The 18,291-nt window shown below is 69.4% G+C and carries 13 protein-coding genes; 10 read left to right on the top strand and 3 right to left on the bottom strand.

The window, feature by feature from the left end; all coding sequences use genetic code 11:
• Window positions 1-103 precede the first annotated feature (103 nt).
• Window positions 104-331 carry a DUF3107 domain-containing protein gene (locus tag DBO33_RS35615; protein WP_107658961.1) on the top strand — a complete coding sequence of 76 codons (228 nt, stop codon included), beginning with the start codon at window positions 104-106 and terminating at the stop codon, window positions 329-331.
• A gap of 73 nt (window positions 332-404) precedes the next feature.
• Here the strand turns inward: DBO33_RS35615 and DBO33_RS35610 are convergent, their stop codons facing one another.
• Window positions 405-1,061 carry a TetR/AcrR family transcriptional regulator gene (locus DBO33_RS35610; RefSeq protein WP_107658960.1) on the bottom strand — a complete coding sequence of 219 codons (657 nt, stop codon included), beginning with the start codon at window positions 1,059-1,061 and terminating at the stop codon, window positions 405-407.
• 309 nt (window positions 1,062-1,370) lie between these two features.
• Between DBO33_RS35610 and DBO33_RS35605 the strand changes: the two genes are divergently transcribed.
• From DBO33_RS35605 to DBO33_RS35595, 3 genes are all read left to right on the top strand, one after another.
• Window positions 1,371-2,540 carry a DUF3152 domain-containing protein gene (locus tag DBO33_RS35605; protein WP_407670572.1) on the top strand — a complete coding sequence of 390 codons (1,170 nt, stop codon included), beginning with the start codon at window positions 1,371-1,373 and terminating at the stop codon, window positions 2,538-2,540.
• Between the two features lie 86 nt (window positions 2,541-2,626).
• Window positions 2,627-3,811: an adenylyltransferase/sulfurtransferase MoeZ gene (gene moeZ / locus DBO33_RS35600; protein ID WP_107658958.1), complete on the top strand. Its 1,185-nt coding sequence runs from the start codon at window positions 2,627-2,629 to the stop codon at window positions 3,809-3,811.
• Window positions 3,812-3,907: 96 nt separating this feature from the next.
• A complete protein-coding gene (locus DBO33_RS35595) occupies window positions 3,908-4,762 on the top strand; it encodes a TIGR02569 family protein (RefSeq protein WP_107658957.1) in 855 nt (284 codons plus the stop codon).
• 85 nt (window positions 4,763-4,847) lie between these two features.
• Here the strand turns inward: DBO33_RS35595 and DBO33_RS35590 are convergent, their stop codons facing one another.
• Window positions 4,848-6,338 (bottom strand): MFS transporter, encoded by a 1,491-nt coding sequence (locus tag DBO33_RS35590; RefSeq protein ID WP_107658956.1) that lies wholly within the window; start codon window positions 6,336-6,338, stop codon window positions 4,848-4,850.
• A gap of 209 nt (window positions 6,339-6,547) precedes the next feature.
• Complete coding sequence (locus tag DBO33_RS35585) at window positions 6,548-7,219, bottom strand: FadR/GntR family transcriptional regulator (protein ID WP_107660875.1); 672 nt, start codon at window positions 7,217-7,219, stop codon at window positions 6,548-6,550.
• 65 nt (window positions 7,220-7,284) lie between these two features.
• On the opposite strand from DBO33_RS35585, the gene DBO33_RS35580 reads away from it, so the two are divergent.
• The 6 genes from DBO33_RS35580 (at window position 7,285) to DBO33_RS35555 (ending at window position 18,288) form a co-directional block, all read left to right on the top strand.
• The gene (locus tag DBO33_RS35580; RefSeq protein ID WP_407670571.1) at window positions 7,285-8,544 is read left to right on the top strand and encodes an MFS transporter; all 1,260 of its coding nucleotides are present in this window, start codon (window positions 7,285-7,287) and stop codon (window positions 8,542-8,544) included.
• A gap of 286 nt (window positions 8,545-8,830) precedes the next feature.
• Window positions 8,831-11,341, top strand: a complete 2,511-nt coding sequence (nirB, locus tag DBO33_RS35575) for a nitrite reductase large subunit NirB (protein ID WP_107660874.1) — start codon at window positions 8,831-8,833, stop codon at window positions 11,339-11,341.
• A gap of 64 nt (window positions 11,342-11,405) precedes the next feature.
• Complete coding sequence (gene nirD, locus DBO33_RS35570; protein WP_107660873.1) at window positions 11,406-11,807, top strand: nitrite reductase small subunit NirD; 402 nt, start codon at window positions 11,406-11,408, stop codon at window positions 11,805-11,807.
• A 4-nt stretch (window positions 11,808-11,811) separates the two neighbouring features.
• The gene (locus DBO33_RS35565; RefSeq protein ID WP_107658954.1) at window positions 11,812-13,035 is read left to right on the top strand and encodes a uroporphyrinogen-III synthase; all 1,224 of its coding nucleotides are present in this window, start codon (window positions 11,812-11,814) and stop codon (window positions 13,033-13,035) included.
• Entirely contained in the window at window positions 13,032-13,787 is a 756-nt protein-coding gene (locus DBO33_RS35560; protein WP_107658953.1) for a sirohydrochlorin chelatase, read from the top strand. The genes DBO33_RS35565 and DBO33_RS35560 overlap by 4 nt, the downstream gene beginning before the upstream one ends.
• A gap of 244 nt (window positions 13,788-14,031) precedes the next feature.
• A complete protein-coding gene (locus tag DBO33_RS35555) occupies window positions 14,032-18,288 on the top strand; it encodes a non-ribosomal peptide synthetase (RefSeq protein WP_234391227.1) in 4,257 nt (1,418 codons plus the stop codon).
• Window positions 18,289-18,291: the final 3 nt, after the last annotated feature.

Below are 18,291 nucleotides of genomic sequence, written 5' to 3'. Positions count from 1 at the left end.
CGTTGCTGTTCGCTGAGGGCGCAGGCAGCCGTCTGCCTGCACAGCGTTGCCCTGCACTAGCCTTGGATCGACAGCACAGGACTCTTACGTTCGGAGGTTGGCCGTGGAGGTCAAGATCGGTATTTCGGATAGCCCGCGCGAGCTCTTGATCAACAGCTCGCAGACCCCGGACGAGGTCGAGGCGCTGGTGGCCGGTGCGCTGAACGGCAGCGGCGGCGTCGTCTCGCTGACCGACGACAAGGGTCGCAAGTTCCTGATCCAGGCTTCGAAGGTTGCCTACGTCGAGATCGGCACCGTTACCAGCGGTCGCGTCGGCTTCGCCACCGTCTAGTTTTCTCGGCCTCGGGCCGACAGCAACGAGCCCCTGCAACCTCGGGATGCAGGGGCTCGCGTCGTTCGTGTACTCAGTCGATCGGGTGCAGCGGGACGTGCGACAGACCGCCCCAGGCCAGCGAGACGGTGGTGTCCACAGCCTCTTCCTTCGGAATCGGCCGATCCGCCTCCAGCCAGTAGCGCGCGGTGAATTGGCTCGCGCCGACCAGGCCGACCGCGAGGATGCGGGCCCGGTACGGGTCCAGGCCGGAGTCGTGCGCCACCACGTCGAACACCGCGTCCACGCAGGCCTCGGTGGCCTGCTCGACCCGGCGCTGCACCTGCGGCTCGCTGGTCAGGTCGGATTCGAAGACCAGCCGAAAGCCCTGCATCTCGTTGTCGACGAAATCGAAGTAGGCCTGCACCGCGGCCCGCACCCGCTGGCGGTTGTCGGTGGTCGACCGCAGCGCCTGCCGGACGCTGGACACCAGCATGTCGACATAGTTCTGCAACACCGCCAGATACAGCTCCAGCTTGCTGGTGAAGTGTTGGTACAGCACCGGCTTGCTCACACCGGCGCACTGCGAGATCTCGTCCATGCCCGCGGCGTGGTAGCCGCGCTGCACGAAGACTTCGCTGGCGGCCGCGAGTAGTTGTTGACGTCGCTCATCGCGCGGAAGCCGGGTGCCGCGTTTGGCGGGCTCGGACGACGATCTACGGGACGCCATCCGGTCCACGAGGTCAGTCATTTCGGCTCTCCCAGTTGATTCCCCGGCAAGGGGTAAGCACCGGGTATCCCAAGAACGATACTCGGTTGTTGCCCGCCCGCAGACCGGGCCCGGAGAACTGAGGGAACCCGGTGAGAAATGTCGCACCGCCCGGCGGTTGTGGCGTGCCCGACGGCGGTGCGGGGCCGCTGTGAGAACCTGGTGTCCGTGACTTTCCGCGCCGACCGACCCGGGGAGCGGCACGCAGACCCCCCGGTCACGTCCGGCGGCGGACGCGATCCGCGCCGCCGTGCTGGCCCCGGCGCGCCCGGTTCCGTAGGGTCGGAACCCGTGGCAAGGTCAGGCCCAGAAGCACGACCGGGCGCAGCCGCCCGCACCGGCGCTGCGCCACCGCTCGATGCCGAAGCAGGCACAGTTCGCAGGCCGGACCGCAACGGTCGCCCCAACGGTGCCGATCCGCTTCCCCGGCAGCCCGATTCGGCCGCCACCCGCCGTGACCGCGACGGCGTGGAGATCTACGACCCCCTCGGTCTCTACGCTCAGCCGGACCGCTCCCATCAACCGCTGCGCGCCAGCTGGGATCCCACCGCGCCGACCGAGGGGCGCACCAGGGAACGCCCGGACCGCAGCGTCAAGAAGCAAAGCGCGCTGGGAAGATTCGTCTCCACCTACGGCTGGCGGGCCTACGCGTTGCCGGTGCTGTTCGCCGTCACGGTGCTGGTGGTGGTCGACGCGGTGCGCGGCTCCGATCCGGCGACCACGGTGAGCGGCGTGCCCGGCCTCGGCCACCTGAGCCCGCGCGCCGCGAGCGACGGCATCATCGGCGGACCGGCCGGCGACGGCCATTTTCCCACCGACCTGCCGACCGGCGCGCTGCCGCAGGGTGGCAGCTTCGCCGAAACCGGTACCGGCACTTGGCATGTGGTGCCCGGCGCGTCCGCTCAGGTCGGCACCGGCACCGACTCGGTCTTCCGGTACACCGTGGAGATCGAGGACGGCATCGACACCACGGGTTTCGGCGGCGACGAGTCGGTGGCGAAGCTGATCGAGTCCACCCTCGCCAACCCGAAGAGTTGGACGCACGACCAAAAGTTCGCGTTCCGCCGGGTCGACCAGGGCGACACCGAGTTCCGCATCTCGCTCACCTCCCGCGAATCCACCCGCAAGGCCTGCGGATACGAGATCCCGATCGACTCGTCCTGCTACAACGCCGAACTCGGCCGGGTCGTGCTCTCCGAGGTCCGCTGGGTGCGCGGCGCGCTCGCCTTCGAGGGCGACATCGGCTCCTACCGGCAGTACTTGATCAACCACGAGGTCGGTCACGCCATCGGCTACCACCAGCACCAGCCGTGCGAGACCGACGGCGGCCTGGCCCCGGTGATGATGCAGCAGACCTTCGGCACCAAGAACAACGACATCGCCGCCCTCGAGCCCGACGGCGTCGTCCCGATGGATGGCAAGCGCTGCCGCTTCAACCCCTGGCCGTACCCCCGCGGCTGACATGCGCGACGATGGGCCGGGAAGAACGGTCTGGTCGCGGGTGTTGCACAACGAGATCGACCCATTCGATTCGAGGAGTCCTGGACGTGTCATCACCTAAGTCCCTGCCGCCGCTGGTCGAGCCGGCCGCGGAGCTGACCAAGGACGAGGTCGCCCGCTACAGCCGCCACCTGATCATTCCGGACCTGGGCGTCGACGGGCAGAAACGGCTGAAGAACGCCAAGGTCCTGGTGATCGGCGCGGGCGGGCTCGGCTCCCCGGCGCTGCTGTACCTGGCCGCCGCGGGCGTCGGCACGCTCGGCATCGTCGAGTTCGACGAGGTGGACGCCTCGAACCTGCAGCGCCAGATCATCCACGGCGAGTCCGACATCGGCCGCCCGAAGGCCGACAGCGCGCGCGACTCGATCCTCGAGATCAACTCCGGCATCGACGTCCGGCTGCACAAGATCCGGCTGGAGCCGGAGAACGCCGTCGAGCTGTTCGCCGACTACGACCTGATCGTGGACGGCACCGACAACTTCGCCACCCGCTACCTCGTCAACGACGCGGCGGTGCTGGCGGGCAAGCCCCACGTGTGGGGCTCGATCTACCGCCTCGAGGGCCCGGTCTCGGGCTTCTGGGGGGACGCCCCCGACGGTCGCGGCATCAACTACCGCGACCTCTACCCGGAGGCCCCGCCGCCGGGCATGGTGCCGTCCTGCGCCGAGGGCGGCGTGCTCGGGGTGCTGTGCGCGTCCATCGGTTCGGTGATGGTGACCGAGGCGATCAAGCTCCTCACCGGTATCGGCGAGCCGCTGCTCGGCCGCCTGATGGTGTACGACGCACTGGACATGAACTACCGGACCATCAAGCTGCGCCGCGACCCCGAGCGCCAGCCGATCACCGAACTGATCGACTACGAGGCGTTCTGCGGGGTGGTGTCCGAGGAGGGCCAGGCAGCCGCGGCCGACTCGACAGTCACCGCGCGCGAGCTGAAGGATCTGCTCGACGCGGGCAAGGAGATCGAGCTGATCGACGTGCGCGAGCCGGTCGAGTGGGACATCGTGCACATCGATGGTGCGCGGCTCATCCCGAAGGACCGCATCCTGTCCGGCGAGGCGCTGTCCGAGCTGCCGCAGAACCGGCCGATCGTCTTGCACTGCAAGACCGGTGTGCGTTCCGCGGAGGCCTTGGCCGCGCTCAAGCGCGCTGGATTCGCCGACGCCACCCACCTGCAAGGCGGGGTCATCGCCTGGGCGCGGCAGATCGACCCGTCGCTGCCCGTCTACTGATCGACCGAAGGACGCTGTGACCCCTGCCCTAACGGCGGGGGTTGCACTTCGGCGCGGCGTCCTGTACAGCGTCCACCACGGCGGTACGGTACGGCCGTGACTTCTGTGGAACCTCCCGAGCACGTGCGATCCACGTTCGGTCTGCGCGAAGTTTCCCCGGTCACGCTCGGCGACTGGGAGGGTGGCTGGCGGTTCGGGGACGTGGTGCTCAGCCCGGTCGCCGATCACGCGCGAGCGGCGTGGTCGGCGAAGGTGCGCGAGACGCTGAAGGTGGACGGGCTGCGCCTGGCCCGCCCGGTGCGTGCGACCGACGGCCGCTACGTGGTCTCCGGCTGGCGCGCCGATACGTATCTGGAAGGCATCCCGGAACCCAGGCACGACGAAGTGGTTTCGGTGTCGCTGCGCCTGCATCAGGCGACGACCCATCTCGAGCGGCCCCGGTTCCTGGTGCAGCCGCCGGTGGCGCCGTGGGTCGACGTGGACGTGTTCGTCGCGGCCGACCGGGCCGCCTGGGAGGCGGTGCCGCTGCGCAGCCTGCGCGCGGGCGGCCCACTGCCCTCGGCGGACTCACCCGACGGCCAGCGCAGCATGGAGCTCATCGGGCAGCTGGCCACCCTGCGCAAGCCGGTGCAGACGCCCGCCCAGCTGGTGCACGGTGACCTGTTCGGCACCGTGCTGTTCGCCGGGACCCACACGCCGGGCCTCACCGACATCACGCCGTACTGGCGGCCCGCGCCGTGGGCGGCCGGGGTGATCGTGGTGGACGCGCTGGCCTGGGGTGGCGCCGACGACGGACTGCTGGAGCGCTGGCGCGATCTGCCGGAATGGCCGCAGATGTTGTTGCGCGCGGTCATGTTCCGGCTCGCGGTACACGCGCTGCATCCACGGTCGACGCCGGAGGCGTTCCCCGGCTTGGCGCGCACGGCCGACATGGTCCGATTGATGGTGTAGCGCAGACGAAAACGCCGGCCGCCGAAAGGCGAGCCTTGCGGCTCAGCGCCTTTCGACGACCGACGTGCGTGCTGCGTTGCGCCGGTTACACCTTGGCGTAGGCCAGCGACGGCATCCGCTCCACCGCGAACGAGGACCGCAGATAGAACCACCAGGTGACCGCGCCCATCAGCAGGAAGGCCACGGCATAGGCCCAGAACGCGGGCGCCATCGAGTGGTAGTGAATGTTGGACAGCCGCAACGCCTGCTGCAACAGCCAGCCGCCCGAGGCGCCCACCGCGCCGATCACGCCGATCGCGGCGCCGGCCTGACGCCGGGCCGACGCGGTCGACTCGGTGAGGTCCAGACCGTGCTCGGCGGCGTACTTCTTGGAGATCGCGCTGAAGATGGTCGGGATCATGCGATAGGTGGAGCCGTTGCCGATGCCGGTCATCACGAACAGCAGCAGGAACGAGATCAGGTACAGCGGGAAGCTTTTCAGCTCCAGCGCGGCCATGATCAGCGCGACCGAGACGGCCATGCCGCCGAACACGCACACGGTGATCTTGGCGCCGCCGACCTTGTCGGACACCCAGCCGCCGAACGGCCGGCTGAACGAGCCGACGAACGCGCCAAGGAAGGCCAAGTTGCCGATGGTGCTGATCCAGCCGATCTTGGCCAGCTCCGGGAAGTTGGCCTTGATCAGCGTCGGGAAGGCGAAGGAGAACCCGATGAACGAGCCGAAGGTGCCGATGTACAGCAGCGCCATCACCCAGGTGTGCTGGTTGGTCAGCGCCAGCCGGTAGGACTTGCCGTCGGACTTGGCGCTGGCGACGCTGTCCATGTAGCGCAGCGCGCCGAAGGCCGCGATGAGGATGAACGGGATCCACACCAGCACCGACAGCGTGATGCCGAAGCGGTAGCCCGCCGCATCCTTGGCCATCAGGTGCGTGCCCAGGGTGATCAGCAGCGGCAACACCAGCTGGGTCTGTGCCACACCGAGATTGCCGCCCGCCGCGTTGATGCCGAGCGCCGCACCCTTTTTGCTCTCCGGGAAGAAGAAGTTGATGTTGGCCATCGACGAGGAGAAGTTGCCACCGCCGACACCGGCGAGCGCGGCCAGGATCATGAAGACCCACATGGGCGTGCCCGGCTGGTTCACGAAGTACGCCAGCCCCAGAGTCGGAATGAGCAGCATCGCCGCGCTGAACGCGGTGAAGGCCCGGCCGCCGAATTTCGGGATCGCGAAGGTGTAGGGAATGCGGAGCGCGGCGCCGACCAGGGTCGGGGTGGACGACAGCAGCAGCGCGTTGCTCACCGCCGTCGGGTTGCCCTTGCCGAGCCCCTCGAGGAAGGGGAAACCCGCGGCGCCCATGCTGGTGACCACGGTGCCCCAGATGACCCAGATGCTGAAGCCGAGGTTCTCGGCGAACACCGAGAAGATCAGGTTCTTGCGTGCCGTCCGCGCGCCACCGGACTCCCAGAACTTCAGATTGTCCGGCTCCCAGTGTTCCAGCCAGCGCCCGCGGGTCTGGTGCTGGAAGGTGTCGGGTGCTGTGTTCGACTCGGTGCCGGTGGCGGCTGCGATGGCAGTCATCGGCTTCCTCTCGTTCGCACTCGACCGGCCCTCATCGCGGCTGGCGCCGCCGGCGGAGTCGAGTTGCCTTTTTAGGTCGTTTCACAACGTAGGGGCCGGTTGTTGCGGCTCCGTGGCTACGCGTGACGTTCCCGGCAATTCCGACTCACATGCGAAGCGGACGGCACGTGAGTGGTTATTCACGTGCCGTCCGCTAGGGAAAGGGCTGTTTATCGAACGTCGGGGTATTCGGCGATGAGCGACTCGAGGAAGCAGCTGGCCGCGGAGGCGGCGCGCTCGGGGTCGCCGTCGATCACGGCGTGCACCAGCTCGGCGTGCTCCTCGGGGTAGGAGTCGTCGGACTTCAGGGTTCGGGCGCGGATCACCTGCTCGATGATCGGCAGCAGCGAGTCGTAGAACTCGAGGTAGACCGCGTTGTGGCTGGCCACCACGATCGCGCGGTGCAGCTCGACATCGGACTCGATCGCGGCCGGGTTGTCCTCGTCGTAGGCCTTGTCGCGCTCGGCGAGCAGCTGCAGCAGGTTCGCGATGTCACCGTCGTCGCGGCGGCGCGCGGCCAGCGCGGCGGCCGTGGTGTCCAGCGCCAGGCGTAGCTCGAGGACGTCGCGCTCTTCGGCGTCGGCGAAGTACTTGCCGAGGGTGCCGCCGAGGTCGGAGGAGGCGATCACGTAGGTTCCCGAGCCTTGGCGTCGCTCCAGCATCCCCGCGTGCACGAGGGCCTGGACGGCCTCGCGCACGGTGTTTCGACCCGTTCCGGTGAGCTCGGTCAGCTCCGGTTCGGTGGGGATGCGGGACCCGATGGGCCAACGGCTGGAACGAATTTCGGCACGCAGCTGCTCGGTGACCTGGGCGATGAGGCTGGTGCGCCGGACTGGTTGCACTGCCATAGAGTACCGCTCATCACAAATCGTTGCCTCCTATCATCCGGTCATCCTATGATTTCGCAGTGACTGCAACCCTCCAGAAAACTCCGACCGGACAGGAAACTCCGCAGGTCGAGCAGCGCCGACGTGCGCTGACGGAGGGCCGTCTGCTCGTTCTGGCTGCCATCGTTATGTCGGCGCTTACCCTGCGGGTCGCGGTCACCGCGTTCAGTCCGCTAGCCGAACGCATCGGCGCCGACGTGGGCTACGGCACCGCGGTGGTCGGCGTCTTCGGCATGATCCCGACCGCGATGTTCGCGCTGTCCGGACTGCTCACCCCGGTGCTCGTCCGCCGTCTCGGGCTGGAGCGCACCGCGCTGGTCGCCATGCTGATGGCGGGCACCGGCCAGCTGGTCCGGGTGCTGCTGTCCGGCACCGCCGAACTCCTCGTTTTCTCCGCCCTGGCGCTGGCCGGCATGGGCATCGGCAACGTGGTGATCCCGCCGCTGGTGAAGCGGTACTTCGCCGATCGGGTCGCCATCGTCAGCTCGCTCTACATCGTGATGGTGCAGCTCGGCACCGTGGTGCCCGCCTTCGTCGCGGTCCCGGTCGCCGACGCGCACGGCTGGCGTATCTCGCTGGGCCTGTGGGCGATCCTCGGCTTCGCCGCCGTGGTGCCGTGGCTCGGCGTACTGCGCGACCGGCGCGGCCGCGACGTGCAGGACACCACCGCGCTCGGCGCGATCGACGCGCCGCGCACCGGGCGGGTCTGGCGGTCGCCGGTGGCGTGGGGCATGGCGGGCATGTTCGGTATGACGTCGTTGATCACCTACGCGATGTTCACCTGGTTGCCCAAGATCCTCAGCGACGCCGGAGCAAGCGCCGGCTTCGGCGGGTCGATGCTCGCGCTGTTCGCGGTGGTCGGTCTGGTCGCGGCGCTCAGTGCACCGACGGTCGTCACCCGATTCCGTAATCCCTTTCCCGTCGTGATCGGCTGCGCGGTCTTCTTTATCGCCGCCTTCGTCGGCCTGATCGTCGCGCCGATGAGCGCGCCCATCCTCTGGGTTGTGCTGCTGGGCCTCGGCCCGAGCACCTTCCCGATGGCGCTCACCCTGATCAACCTGCGCACCAACACCCCCGGTGGTTCCGCGGCACTGTCCGGCTTCACCCAGGGCGTCGGCTATGCGGTGGCCTGCATCGGACCGCTGCTGTTCGGCGTGCTGCACTCGGTCACCGGCGGCTGGATCGCTCCGTTCGCACTGCTCGGGGTGGCCGTACTGGTGCTGCTCGCCGGTGCCTGGCAGGCCTGCAAGCCGCGGATGCTCGAAGACACCTGGAATTGATTCCCGGCTCGAGTTGCGGGGTGGTGCGGCGGCGTTCATGCTGTGCGCGTCATCCCGCATCGGCCGACTAAACCGAGGTCGGCTCGCGATGACGTGCGGAATCGGCGCGTCATACCGCACAACATTGCGCCGAGCTCACCCTGGTGAATACGGGTCCGTGAGCAACCGTTGATGCGCCGGTCATCGCGCGCAGCATGGCGGCAATACCTGTTTCCTACCGTGGGGCCAACCGGATCTTGGGAGGCCCTTCTTGAGCACGTCGACGAATCACCCAGTCGAACCAGCCCTGCGCAAGACCGCGGTCGTCGTCGGCCACGGCATGGTCGGGCATCGGTTCGTGGAGGCACTGCGCTCGCGCGACGAGGCAGGACAGTGGCAGGTCGTCGTGCTCAGCGAGGAACGGCTGCCCGCCTACGACCGCGTGGGTCTGTCGACCTACGTCGGCGCCTGGGATACCGCGGCGCTGGCCCTGCCCGGCAACGAATACGCCGGTGACGCACTCGTCGACCTGCGGCTCGGCCAGCGCGCCGAGTCGATCGACCGGGACGCCCGCAAGGTCACCACGTCGGCGGGCGACACCATCGCCTACGACGCGCTGGTGCTCGCCACCGGCTCCTATCCCTTCGTGCCGCCGGTGCCCGGCCACGATCGCCCGGAATGCTTCGTCTACCGCACCATCGACGACCTGGACGGCATCCGCGCGGCCGCCGAGGCCGCCGGACCCGGCGCGGTCGGCGTGGTGGTCGGCGGCGGTCTGCTCGGCCTGGAGGCCGCGAACGCGCTGCGGCTGCTCGGCCTCACCCCACATGTGGTCGAGTACAACCAGCGGCTGATGCCCGCCCAGGTGGACGAGGGCGGTGGCGCCATCCTGGAACGCCTGGTCACCGATCTCGGTCTGCACGTGCACACCGGCGTCGGCACGTCCTCGATCGAGGAGGGGGACAACGGCATCCGGGTCAGTCTGTCCGACGACTCGGTCATCGAGGCCTCGCTCGTCGTCTTCTCCGCGGGTGTCCGCCCGCGCGACCAGATCGCCCGCGACAGTGGGCTGGAGGTCGGCCCGCGCGGCGGCATCATCACCGACCTCGGTTTGCAGACCTCGGATCCGAGCATCTGGGCCATCGGCGAATGCGCCGCGGTCGAGGGCACCTGCTACGGCCTCGTCGCGCCCGGTTACACCACCGCCGAGATCGTCGCCGACCGATTGCTCGGCGGCGCAGGCGAATTCCCCGGCGCGGACATGTCGACCAAGCTCAAGCTGCTCGGCGTCGACGTGGCCAGCTTCGGTGACGCGCACGGCACCACCGAGGGCGCGCTGTCGGTGGTACTGCACGACGCCGCCAAGGGCACCTACGCGAAACTCGTTGTCTCCGACGACGCGCAGATCCTGCTCGGCGGCATCCTGGTCGGCGACGCCACCGCCTACGCCGCGCTGCGCCCGCTGGTCGGGCGGCCGCTGCCGGCCGAGCCCGCCGCGCTGATCTCGCCCGCCGGTGCGGAATTGGGCGCCGACGCGCTGCCCGACGACGCGCAGATCTGCTCCTGCAACAACGTGTCCAAGGGCGCGATCTGCGGCGCCATCGCCGAGGGCGCCTGCGACATCCCGGGCATCAAGAAGTGCACGACCGCCGGAACCTCCTGCGGCGGTTGCGTTCCCATGCTCAAGAAGCTGCTCGAGCAGTCCGGCGTGGAGATGTCCAAGGCGCTGTGCGAGCACTTCACCCAGTCGCGCGCCGAGCTGTTCCAGATCGTCCAGGTCACCGGCATTCGTACCTTCTCCGGCCTGATCACCAAGTACGGCAAGGGCACCGGCTGCGACATCTGCAAGCCGACGGTCGCCTCCATCCTGGCCTCGACCTCCAGCGAGCACATCCTCGACGGCGAGCAGGCCGCGCTGCAGGACACCAACGACCACTTCCTGGCCAACCTGCAGAAGAACGGCACCTACTCAGTGGTGCCGCGCATGCCCGGTGGTGAGGTGACCGCCGATCAGCTCATCACCATCGGCCAGATCGCCAAGGACTTCGACCTTTACGTGAAGGTCACCGGCGGTCAGCGGATCGACCTGTTCGGCGCCCGGGTGGAGCAGCTGCCGCAGATCTGGCAGCGCCTGGTCGACGTCGGCATGGAATCCGGTCACGCGTACGGCAAGTCGCTGCGCACGGTGAAGAGCTGCGTCGGCTCCACCTGGTGCCGCTACGGCCAGCAGGACTCGGTCGGCATGGCGGTGCTGCTCGAAAAGCGTTACCGCGGACTGCGTTCCCCGCACAAGCTGAAGCTGGCCGTGTCCGGCTGCGCGCGCGAGTGCGCCGAGGCGCGCGGCAAGGACGTCGGCGTGATCGCCACCGAGCACGGCTGGAACCTCTACGTCGGCGGCAACGGCGGCCTCACCCCGAAGCACGCGGTGCTGCTCGCCGGTGACCTCGACGACGAGACCCTGATCAAGTACATCGACCGGTATCTGATGTTCTACGTCCGCACCGCCGACCGCTTGCAGCGCACCGCGCCGTGGCAGGAGGCGCTCGAGGGCGGCATCGACTACCTCAAGCAGGTCATCTGCGAGGACAGCCTGGGCATCGCCGAGGAACTGGAGGCGGTGATGGCCCAGCATGTCGCCGGCTACCGCGACGAATGGGCGGCCGTGCTGGAGGACGAGGAGAAGCTGTCGCGCTTCGTTTCCTTCGTCAATGCCCCCGATGAGACCGACCCCACAATCGCGTTCGACGAAACCGGGGAACGCAAGGTACCGGTGTTGCTGGGCATGCCGGACGTGCCCGCCGCCATGCCCGGGAAATAACGGCTTAACCGCATAGAAACAGGACGCCTGTACCAATGGGTAAGGCGTTTGGAGGATGACACCGATGACCGTGATCGATACCCCCGGTTTTGCCGCTACGACCGTCACCGGCTGGACGCAGGCATGCCGGCTCGACTACCTGATCCCCGGCCGCGGCGTTGCGGTATTGCTGAAAGGTGGCCGTCAGGCCGCGTTGTTCCTGCTGTCCGACGGCATGCTCTATGCCGTGGGCAACATCGACCCGATCGGACGCGCGGCGGTCATGTCGCGCGGCATCGTCGGTGACCGCGGCGGCGTCCCGGTCGTCGCCTCACCCCTGCTGAAGCAGGCGTTCTCCCTGGTCGACGGGCGCTGCCTGGACGACGAATCGGCGGCGCTGCCGGTGTACGCGGTCCGCGTAGCCGACGGCATCGTGTCGATCTCCAACGAGCCGGTCGTCGCCGGGCTCGCCTCCTCGGACGGATGAACGCATGACAACCATCGAGCCGGGCCCCTGCCTTGCCGGATTCACCATCGGCATCACAGCGGCCAGACGGGCCGACGAGTTCGCCACGCTGCTCGTCCGGCGCGGCGCCGACATCGTGTCGGCGCCGGCCATTCGCATCATCCCGCTGGCCGACGACACCGAGCTGGAGCGGGTGACCCGCCAGCTCATCGTCGAACCGCCGCAGATCGCGGTCGCCACCACCGGCATCGGCTTCCGCGGCTGGATGGAGGCCGCCGAAGGCTGGGGCGTCGCGGAGGAGTTGCGCGCCACGCTCGGCGCCACCCGGATGCTGGCGCGCGGCCCGAAAGCCAAGGGCGCCATCCGTGCCGCCGAATTGCGTGAGGAATGGTCGCCCGCCTCGGAGTCGTCCGCGGAGGTGCTCGATCACCTGCTCGCCGAGGGCGTGGAGGGCGTGCGGATCGCGGTGCAGCTGCACGGCGCCACCACCGAGTGGGAGCCGGTGCCCGACTTCTGCGAGGTATTGCGTTGCGCCGGTGCGGATGTCGTGCCGGTACCGGTGTACCGGTGGATGCCGCCGGAGGATCAGGGTCCGATGGACCAGCTGATCGAGGCCATCGTCACCGCGAACCTGGACTGTGTGACGTTCACCAGCGCGCCCGCCGTGGCGTCGATGTTGATGCGCGCCAAGGAAACCGGACTGCTGGAGGGTGTGCTGCACGCGCTGCGCGGCCGAGTACTGGCCGCCTGTGTCGGCCCGATCACCGCGGCGCCGCTGGAAGAGCTCGGGGTGGCGACGTCGATGCCGGGCCGGGCCCGGCTGGGTGCGCTGGCTCGCCACGTGGCCGAGGAACTGCCGCGGCGGGCCAACCGGATCTACGCCGCGGGCCACACGCTCAGCGTGCGGGGCGGCTGCGTGGTGGTCGACGGTGAGGTGCGTCAGCTCGCGCCCGCGCCGATGGCGCTGATGCGCTCGCTGGCGCGCCAGCCCGGCCGGGTCGTCTCCCGGGAGAACCTGCTGGCCGCGCTGCCCGGTGGCGGTGACGACACGCATGCCGTGGAGACCGCGATCGCCCGGCTGCGGGCCGGGCTCGGTGCGCCGAAGGCGATCCAGACGGTGGTCAAGCGCGGCTATCGACTGGCGCTGGACGCGGCCGAATGCATCGACAACAATCCGCGCCCCGAGCTGTCGGGGCCGCAGGCGCCCGGCGCGCCGACGCGGTACGTGCAGACAATGGGCTCCTTATGACGAGCCCCGCCCTGGTGCTGGTGGCGCACGGCACCAGGAGCACCCGTGGGGTACAGATGATCGCCGCGCTGGCCGAGGCGGTGGCCAGGGAGCTCGGCGTCGCGGTTTCGGGGCGCGACGCCGAGCTGCCCGACCCGGCCGTGCGGACCGCGTTCGTGGACGTGCTCGGTCCGTCACCGGCCGAGGTGCTGCGCGATCTGTGCGATACGGCGGGGGATTCTGTTCCCGCCGTGGTGGTTCCGGCGTTCCTTGCCTCCGGGTACCACGTCTACCAGGACGTGCCTCGGGAAGTAGCCGAGAGCGGGCATGCCGCCGTGGCTGTCACCCCGGCCATGGGTCCGGATCCGGCACTGGCCCGGATCATGACCATGCGGCTGCGGGCCGCTGGCTGGCGTCCTGGTGACGCGGTCGTCTTCGCCGCTGCCGGATCCTCCGATGCTCGGGCCCGCCAGGATGTTCGCCGGGCCGCCGCCATGCTCGCCGAGCACCTCGATACCCCGGTTCGGATCGGCTACATCGCCACCGGTGCGCCGCGGGTTGCGGAAGTCGTTGCCGCACTGCGGGAGTCGGGTTCGGAACGGGTCTTCGTCGCTTCGTATCTGCTGGCGCACGGGCTGTTCCAGCAACGCCTGCACGACGCGGGGGCCGACGGCGTCGCCGAGCCCATCGGCGTGCATCCCGCCGTGGTCCGGCTCATCGCCGACCGTTATCGCGCGGCCGCGCGGGAACTGGTGCGGACTCGGGCCGCTTGAGCTCGGGCTTCGAGGTGAACGACCTCACGTAGCAGGGTGTGTGCCGACATCGTGCTTGTGGTCGGCCGGCGGTCGAATCCGATAGACCGGCGGTCGAATCCGATAGACCGGCGGCCGCTGTCTGCCCTGGCAGTGGTCCTTGCACGCGCCGATCATGCTGCAATTACGGCGAGTTCGGGCCCGGATGCCGTAGGTTTGCCCGAGAAACGATTCAGCGGTGGCTTCCGAATGCATGGGAGGCGTGTTGACCGGAGCCGACGACGCCGTGCCTGGCGATGCCACGGCGCAGCGGATGTACCCCCTCTCGACCGTGCAACAGAGTTGGTGGGTCGCCCAGCAACTGCAACCCGAGGTGCCGCTGGCGGTCGCGATGTACCTGGATCTCTGCGGACCGCTGCACGTAGCACTGATGGCCCGCTGTGCCCGGCGAGCGGCCCGGGAACTGGAATCCCCGCACGTGCGACTTCGGACCGTCGACGGGCAGCCACGGCAGTATGTCGATCCGGACGCGGAGTTGCCGATCGAGACGGTGGACCTGACGACCGATCTCGACCCGGTCGCTACCGCGCTCGCCGCGATGGAACGCGACTACAGCGCACCGCTGGATCCGCGCACCGACGACCACACCGTCGCCACCCTCTTCCGGGTAGCGCCACAGCACCACCTGCTGTACCTGCGCAGCCACCACCTCGTAGTGGACGGGCTCGGCGCCGCCGCGGTGCTGCGCCGCACCGGGGAGCTCTACCGGGCCGAAGTCCTTGCGGCTCAGCGGGATACCGAGCCGCGAGTAGTGCGCGGGACGAGCGAGACCGCGCTGCTCGACACCGGCCGCCTGGTAGGAGCGGGCCGTCGCCCCTCCGGACGAGTGCTGTGGCGGTCCGCGGATCATCTGACGTCGACCGAAACACGGGAAACGGCCGGCGATTCCACGCAGCGTGACGGCGCGGTGCTGTCGAGCGGCGCCGTCGATCACACCAAAGCTGGTTCGGTGCAGGACCTTCCGGCGCTCTCGGTGCCGGAAATCTTGGCCACCGAGCAGGCCTACCGGGATTCGCCACGCCGAGCGGCCGATCGGGACTACTGGCTGGACCGGCTCGCCGGACTCGGCGCGCCGGTGAGCCTGGCCGGCCAGCCTGCCGCACCGCAGGCGCGGCCGCACCGGGTGACGGCGACCGTCGACGCCGCCACCGCGGAACTGCTCGCCGCCGCCAGGACCAGCCACGGTGCGACCTTTCCGGAGCTGGCCCTCGCGGCCTTCGCCTGCTTCCTGGCGCGGATGACGGGCAACGGGGAGGTCTGCCTCACCCTGCCCGTGCCCGCCCGCACCACCGCGGGACTACGCCGATCGGCCGGTTCGCTGTCGAATGTGGTGCCGCTGCGACTATCCGGGCTCGACACCAGCACCGTCGGTGCGGTCATCGCCCAGGTCCGATCGACCGTCATCGGCGCGTTGCGGCACCAGCGCTACCGTTTCGAGGACATGCGTCGTGACAGCGGCCGGGATCAGGCCCTGGGCAGCGGATTCGGACCGCTGGTCAATGTCCTGGGCTTCGCCGAACCGCTCCGGCTCGGCCCGCTGACCGGCCAGGCCCGGCTGCTCGCGCTCGGACCCGTCGAGGATCTGATGGTCAACGGTTATCAGGCCGGTCCGGACGACCGCTCGGTCAGCATCGATTTTCAGGCCAACCCGGCGCGCTACCGCCACGACACGGTGGTCTGGCAGCACCGCATGTTCCTGCAGTACTTCCGCCGCTTCCTCACCGCGGCGCCCGACTGCCCGATCACCGCGGTCGACGGTGCCCGGCCCGCTCCGGTGGTCGCGCCGCCCGCCGGGCCGGTGCGGGTGCTGCCCGAACTGCTGGGCGCGGACTCGGCCTCGGATGCTGTTGCGGTGCAGGACGATACCCGCACCATGAGCTATCGCGAACTGGATGAGGCGTCCTCACGGCTGGCCCGCGAGCTGATGGCGGGCGGGGCGCGTCCCGGTGAATTCGTCTTGGTGGCTGTACCCCGATCGCTGGAATCGGTGCTGGCACTGTGGGCGGTCGCGAAGACCGGTGCCTGCTTCGTCCCGGTCGATCCGTCCGATCCGGTCGCGCGGATCGCCACTGTTATCGCGGATTCCCGTGCCCGGCAAGGAATCACGATCAGTGCGGTGCGGGAGAAATTTCCCTGCGATACCGGATTTTTCGGTCGCCTCGACCCCGGGGCGGCGGATGCGGACCGCGCGAGCGACGATGACGCAGGCGCGATCGGGTGCGGCATCGACTGGCTCGTGCTCGACGATGCACGGTGCATAGCGGAGGTCGAGCGCCGGTCGGCCACACCGGTGGCCGACACGGAGCGGCCGCGTGCCCTGCGGCCCGCCCATCCGGCCTATCTGATCTACACCTCGGGCACGACTGGGCGGCCGAAAGGCGTGGCGGTCAGCCATCGCGGCCTCGGTTCGCTGACCGACTACATCGTCGAGCACTGGGGCGTCGGCAAGGACTCGGTGGTGCTGCATTCGCACGCCCCGTCGTTCGACGCACATCTACTCGATGTCCTTGCCGCGTTCGCATCGGGTGCGCGCTTGGTGGTGCAGCCGCCATCGGTGGTGTCCGGCGCCGAGCTGGCGCGGCTGCTCCGCGAGACAGGCTGCACCCATTACCTGACGACCCCCGCGGTACTTGCCACGCTCTCGCCGGCGGAGGTGCCCGGTCTCTCGGTGGTGGCCATCGGTGGCGAGGCTTGCCCGGCGAAGCTGGTGCGTGAATGGGCGCCGCATGTGCGGTTGTTCAACGGATACGGCCCGACCGAGGCCACCGTGATGGCGACGGAGACCGCGGCGATGGCGATCGACGCGCCGGTGACCATCGGACGCGCGCTCCCCGGGGTGCTCGCGGTGGTGCTGGACTCGCGATTGGCCCGGCTGCCCGACGGTGCCCGGGGCGAGCTGTACCTCGGCGGCATCGGCGTCGCCGATTGTTATGTCCGCAATCCGGCGGGCACCGCAGTGCGGTTCATCGCCGATCCGTTCGGGGTCGGGCGGCGGCTGTACCGCACCGGCGACCTGGTCAGCGCGGGACCGGACGGGGTATTCGAGTTCCTCGGTCGGGTCGACGCCCAGGTCGAGGTGCGCGGGCGGCGGATCGAGCCCGCCGAGATCGAGGCGGCGCTGCTCGCCGGACCGGACATCGAGTACGCGGTCGTCACGGTCGCCGACGCCGGTCGCCCCGAGGCGCGACTGGTGGGTTACGTGGTCGCCGCCCCCGGCGTCGCGTTCGACGCGGCGGCCACGCTGCACCGGTTGCGCGCGACGCTGCCCGCCGCGCTGGTGCCCTCGGCGCTCATCGAACTCGATCGGCTTCCGGTGGCGAGCAACGGAAAACTCGATCGTGCCGCTTTGCCCCCGTCGATCATCGTGCAGCGCCCGTATCTCGCCCCGGAGAACATGATTCAGCGTCTGGTCGCCGAGCGCATCGGCACCGCCACCGGGCAGTCCAGGGTCGGCCTGAACGACGACTTCTTCGAACTCGGCGGGAATTCGCTACTGGGCGTGGCGGTCTCGGCCGAATTGACCGCGGCGACCGGTGTGCCGGTGACGGTGCGCTGGTTGTACGCGGCACCCACCGTGCGGGCGCTCGCCGAGCGGATCACCACCTACGACGGCACGGACACCAGCGACGACGACGCGTTCGGTGTGCTGCTCGCGTTGCGCCGCAACGGAACCCGCCCGCCACTGTTCTGCGTTCACTCGGCGGTCCCGCTGGCCTGGTGCTACGCCGGACTGGCGCGGCACATCACCGACCGGCCGGTGTACGGCTTGCAAGCCCCGACGCTGACCGGTTCGGGCCGCTCGCTCGGCACCATCGATGAGCTGGCGGACAGCTACGTCGACGCGATGCTGCGCGTGCAGCCGGAGGGGCCGTACCACCTGCTCGGCTGGTCCCTCGGCGGCCAGATCGCGCACGCGATCGCGGTGCGGCTGCGCGCCCGCGGTGCCGCGGTGGCGGTGCTGGCCATGTTGGACAGCGTCGTCTTCCCCGATGGGGTCGATCCGCCGCCCGCCCCTCGGATGCGAGATCTGCTGACGCACTTGCTCGGTGACGAACCGGAAGACGGCGACGCCGCCCCCGAGCTGACGGCCGCCGAGGCCGCCGACGAATTGGCCGGCGCCGGTGCGTCACTCGGTACCGGCCTGTCGGCGGCGCAACTGGAACGGCTGCACCGCGGTTACGTGGACGGCGTCGCCCTCTCGCACAGTTACCGGCCCGGCGTCTTCGATGGTGACCTGCTGTACTTTTCGGCCACTCGCGGCGTGACCGAGCTGTTCGGCGCCGAGATATGGCGGCCGTTCATCACCGGCGACCTCATCGAACATCCGGTGCCGGCGACACATGCGCAGCTCACCAACGCGGATGTGGTCGGCGTGATCGGGCCGATCCTGTTGCGGCATCTGGAGCGCACGGCGGTGCCTGTCGCGGTGCGGCAGCGTGCGGTGCACGGTTCGAGCGCGTAAGGG

The organism is Nocardia suismassiliense (assembly GCF_900269665.1).
Classification (GTDB): domain Bacteria; phylum Actinomycetota; class Actinomycetes; order Mycobacteriales; family Mycobacteriaceae; genus Nocardia; species Nocardia suismassiliense.
Note: the sequence above shows the minus strand (reverse complement) of the source record. Positions and strands in the feature narration are given on the sequence as shown.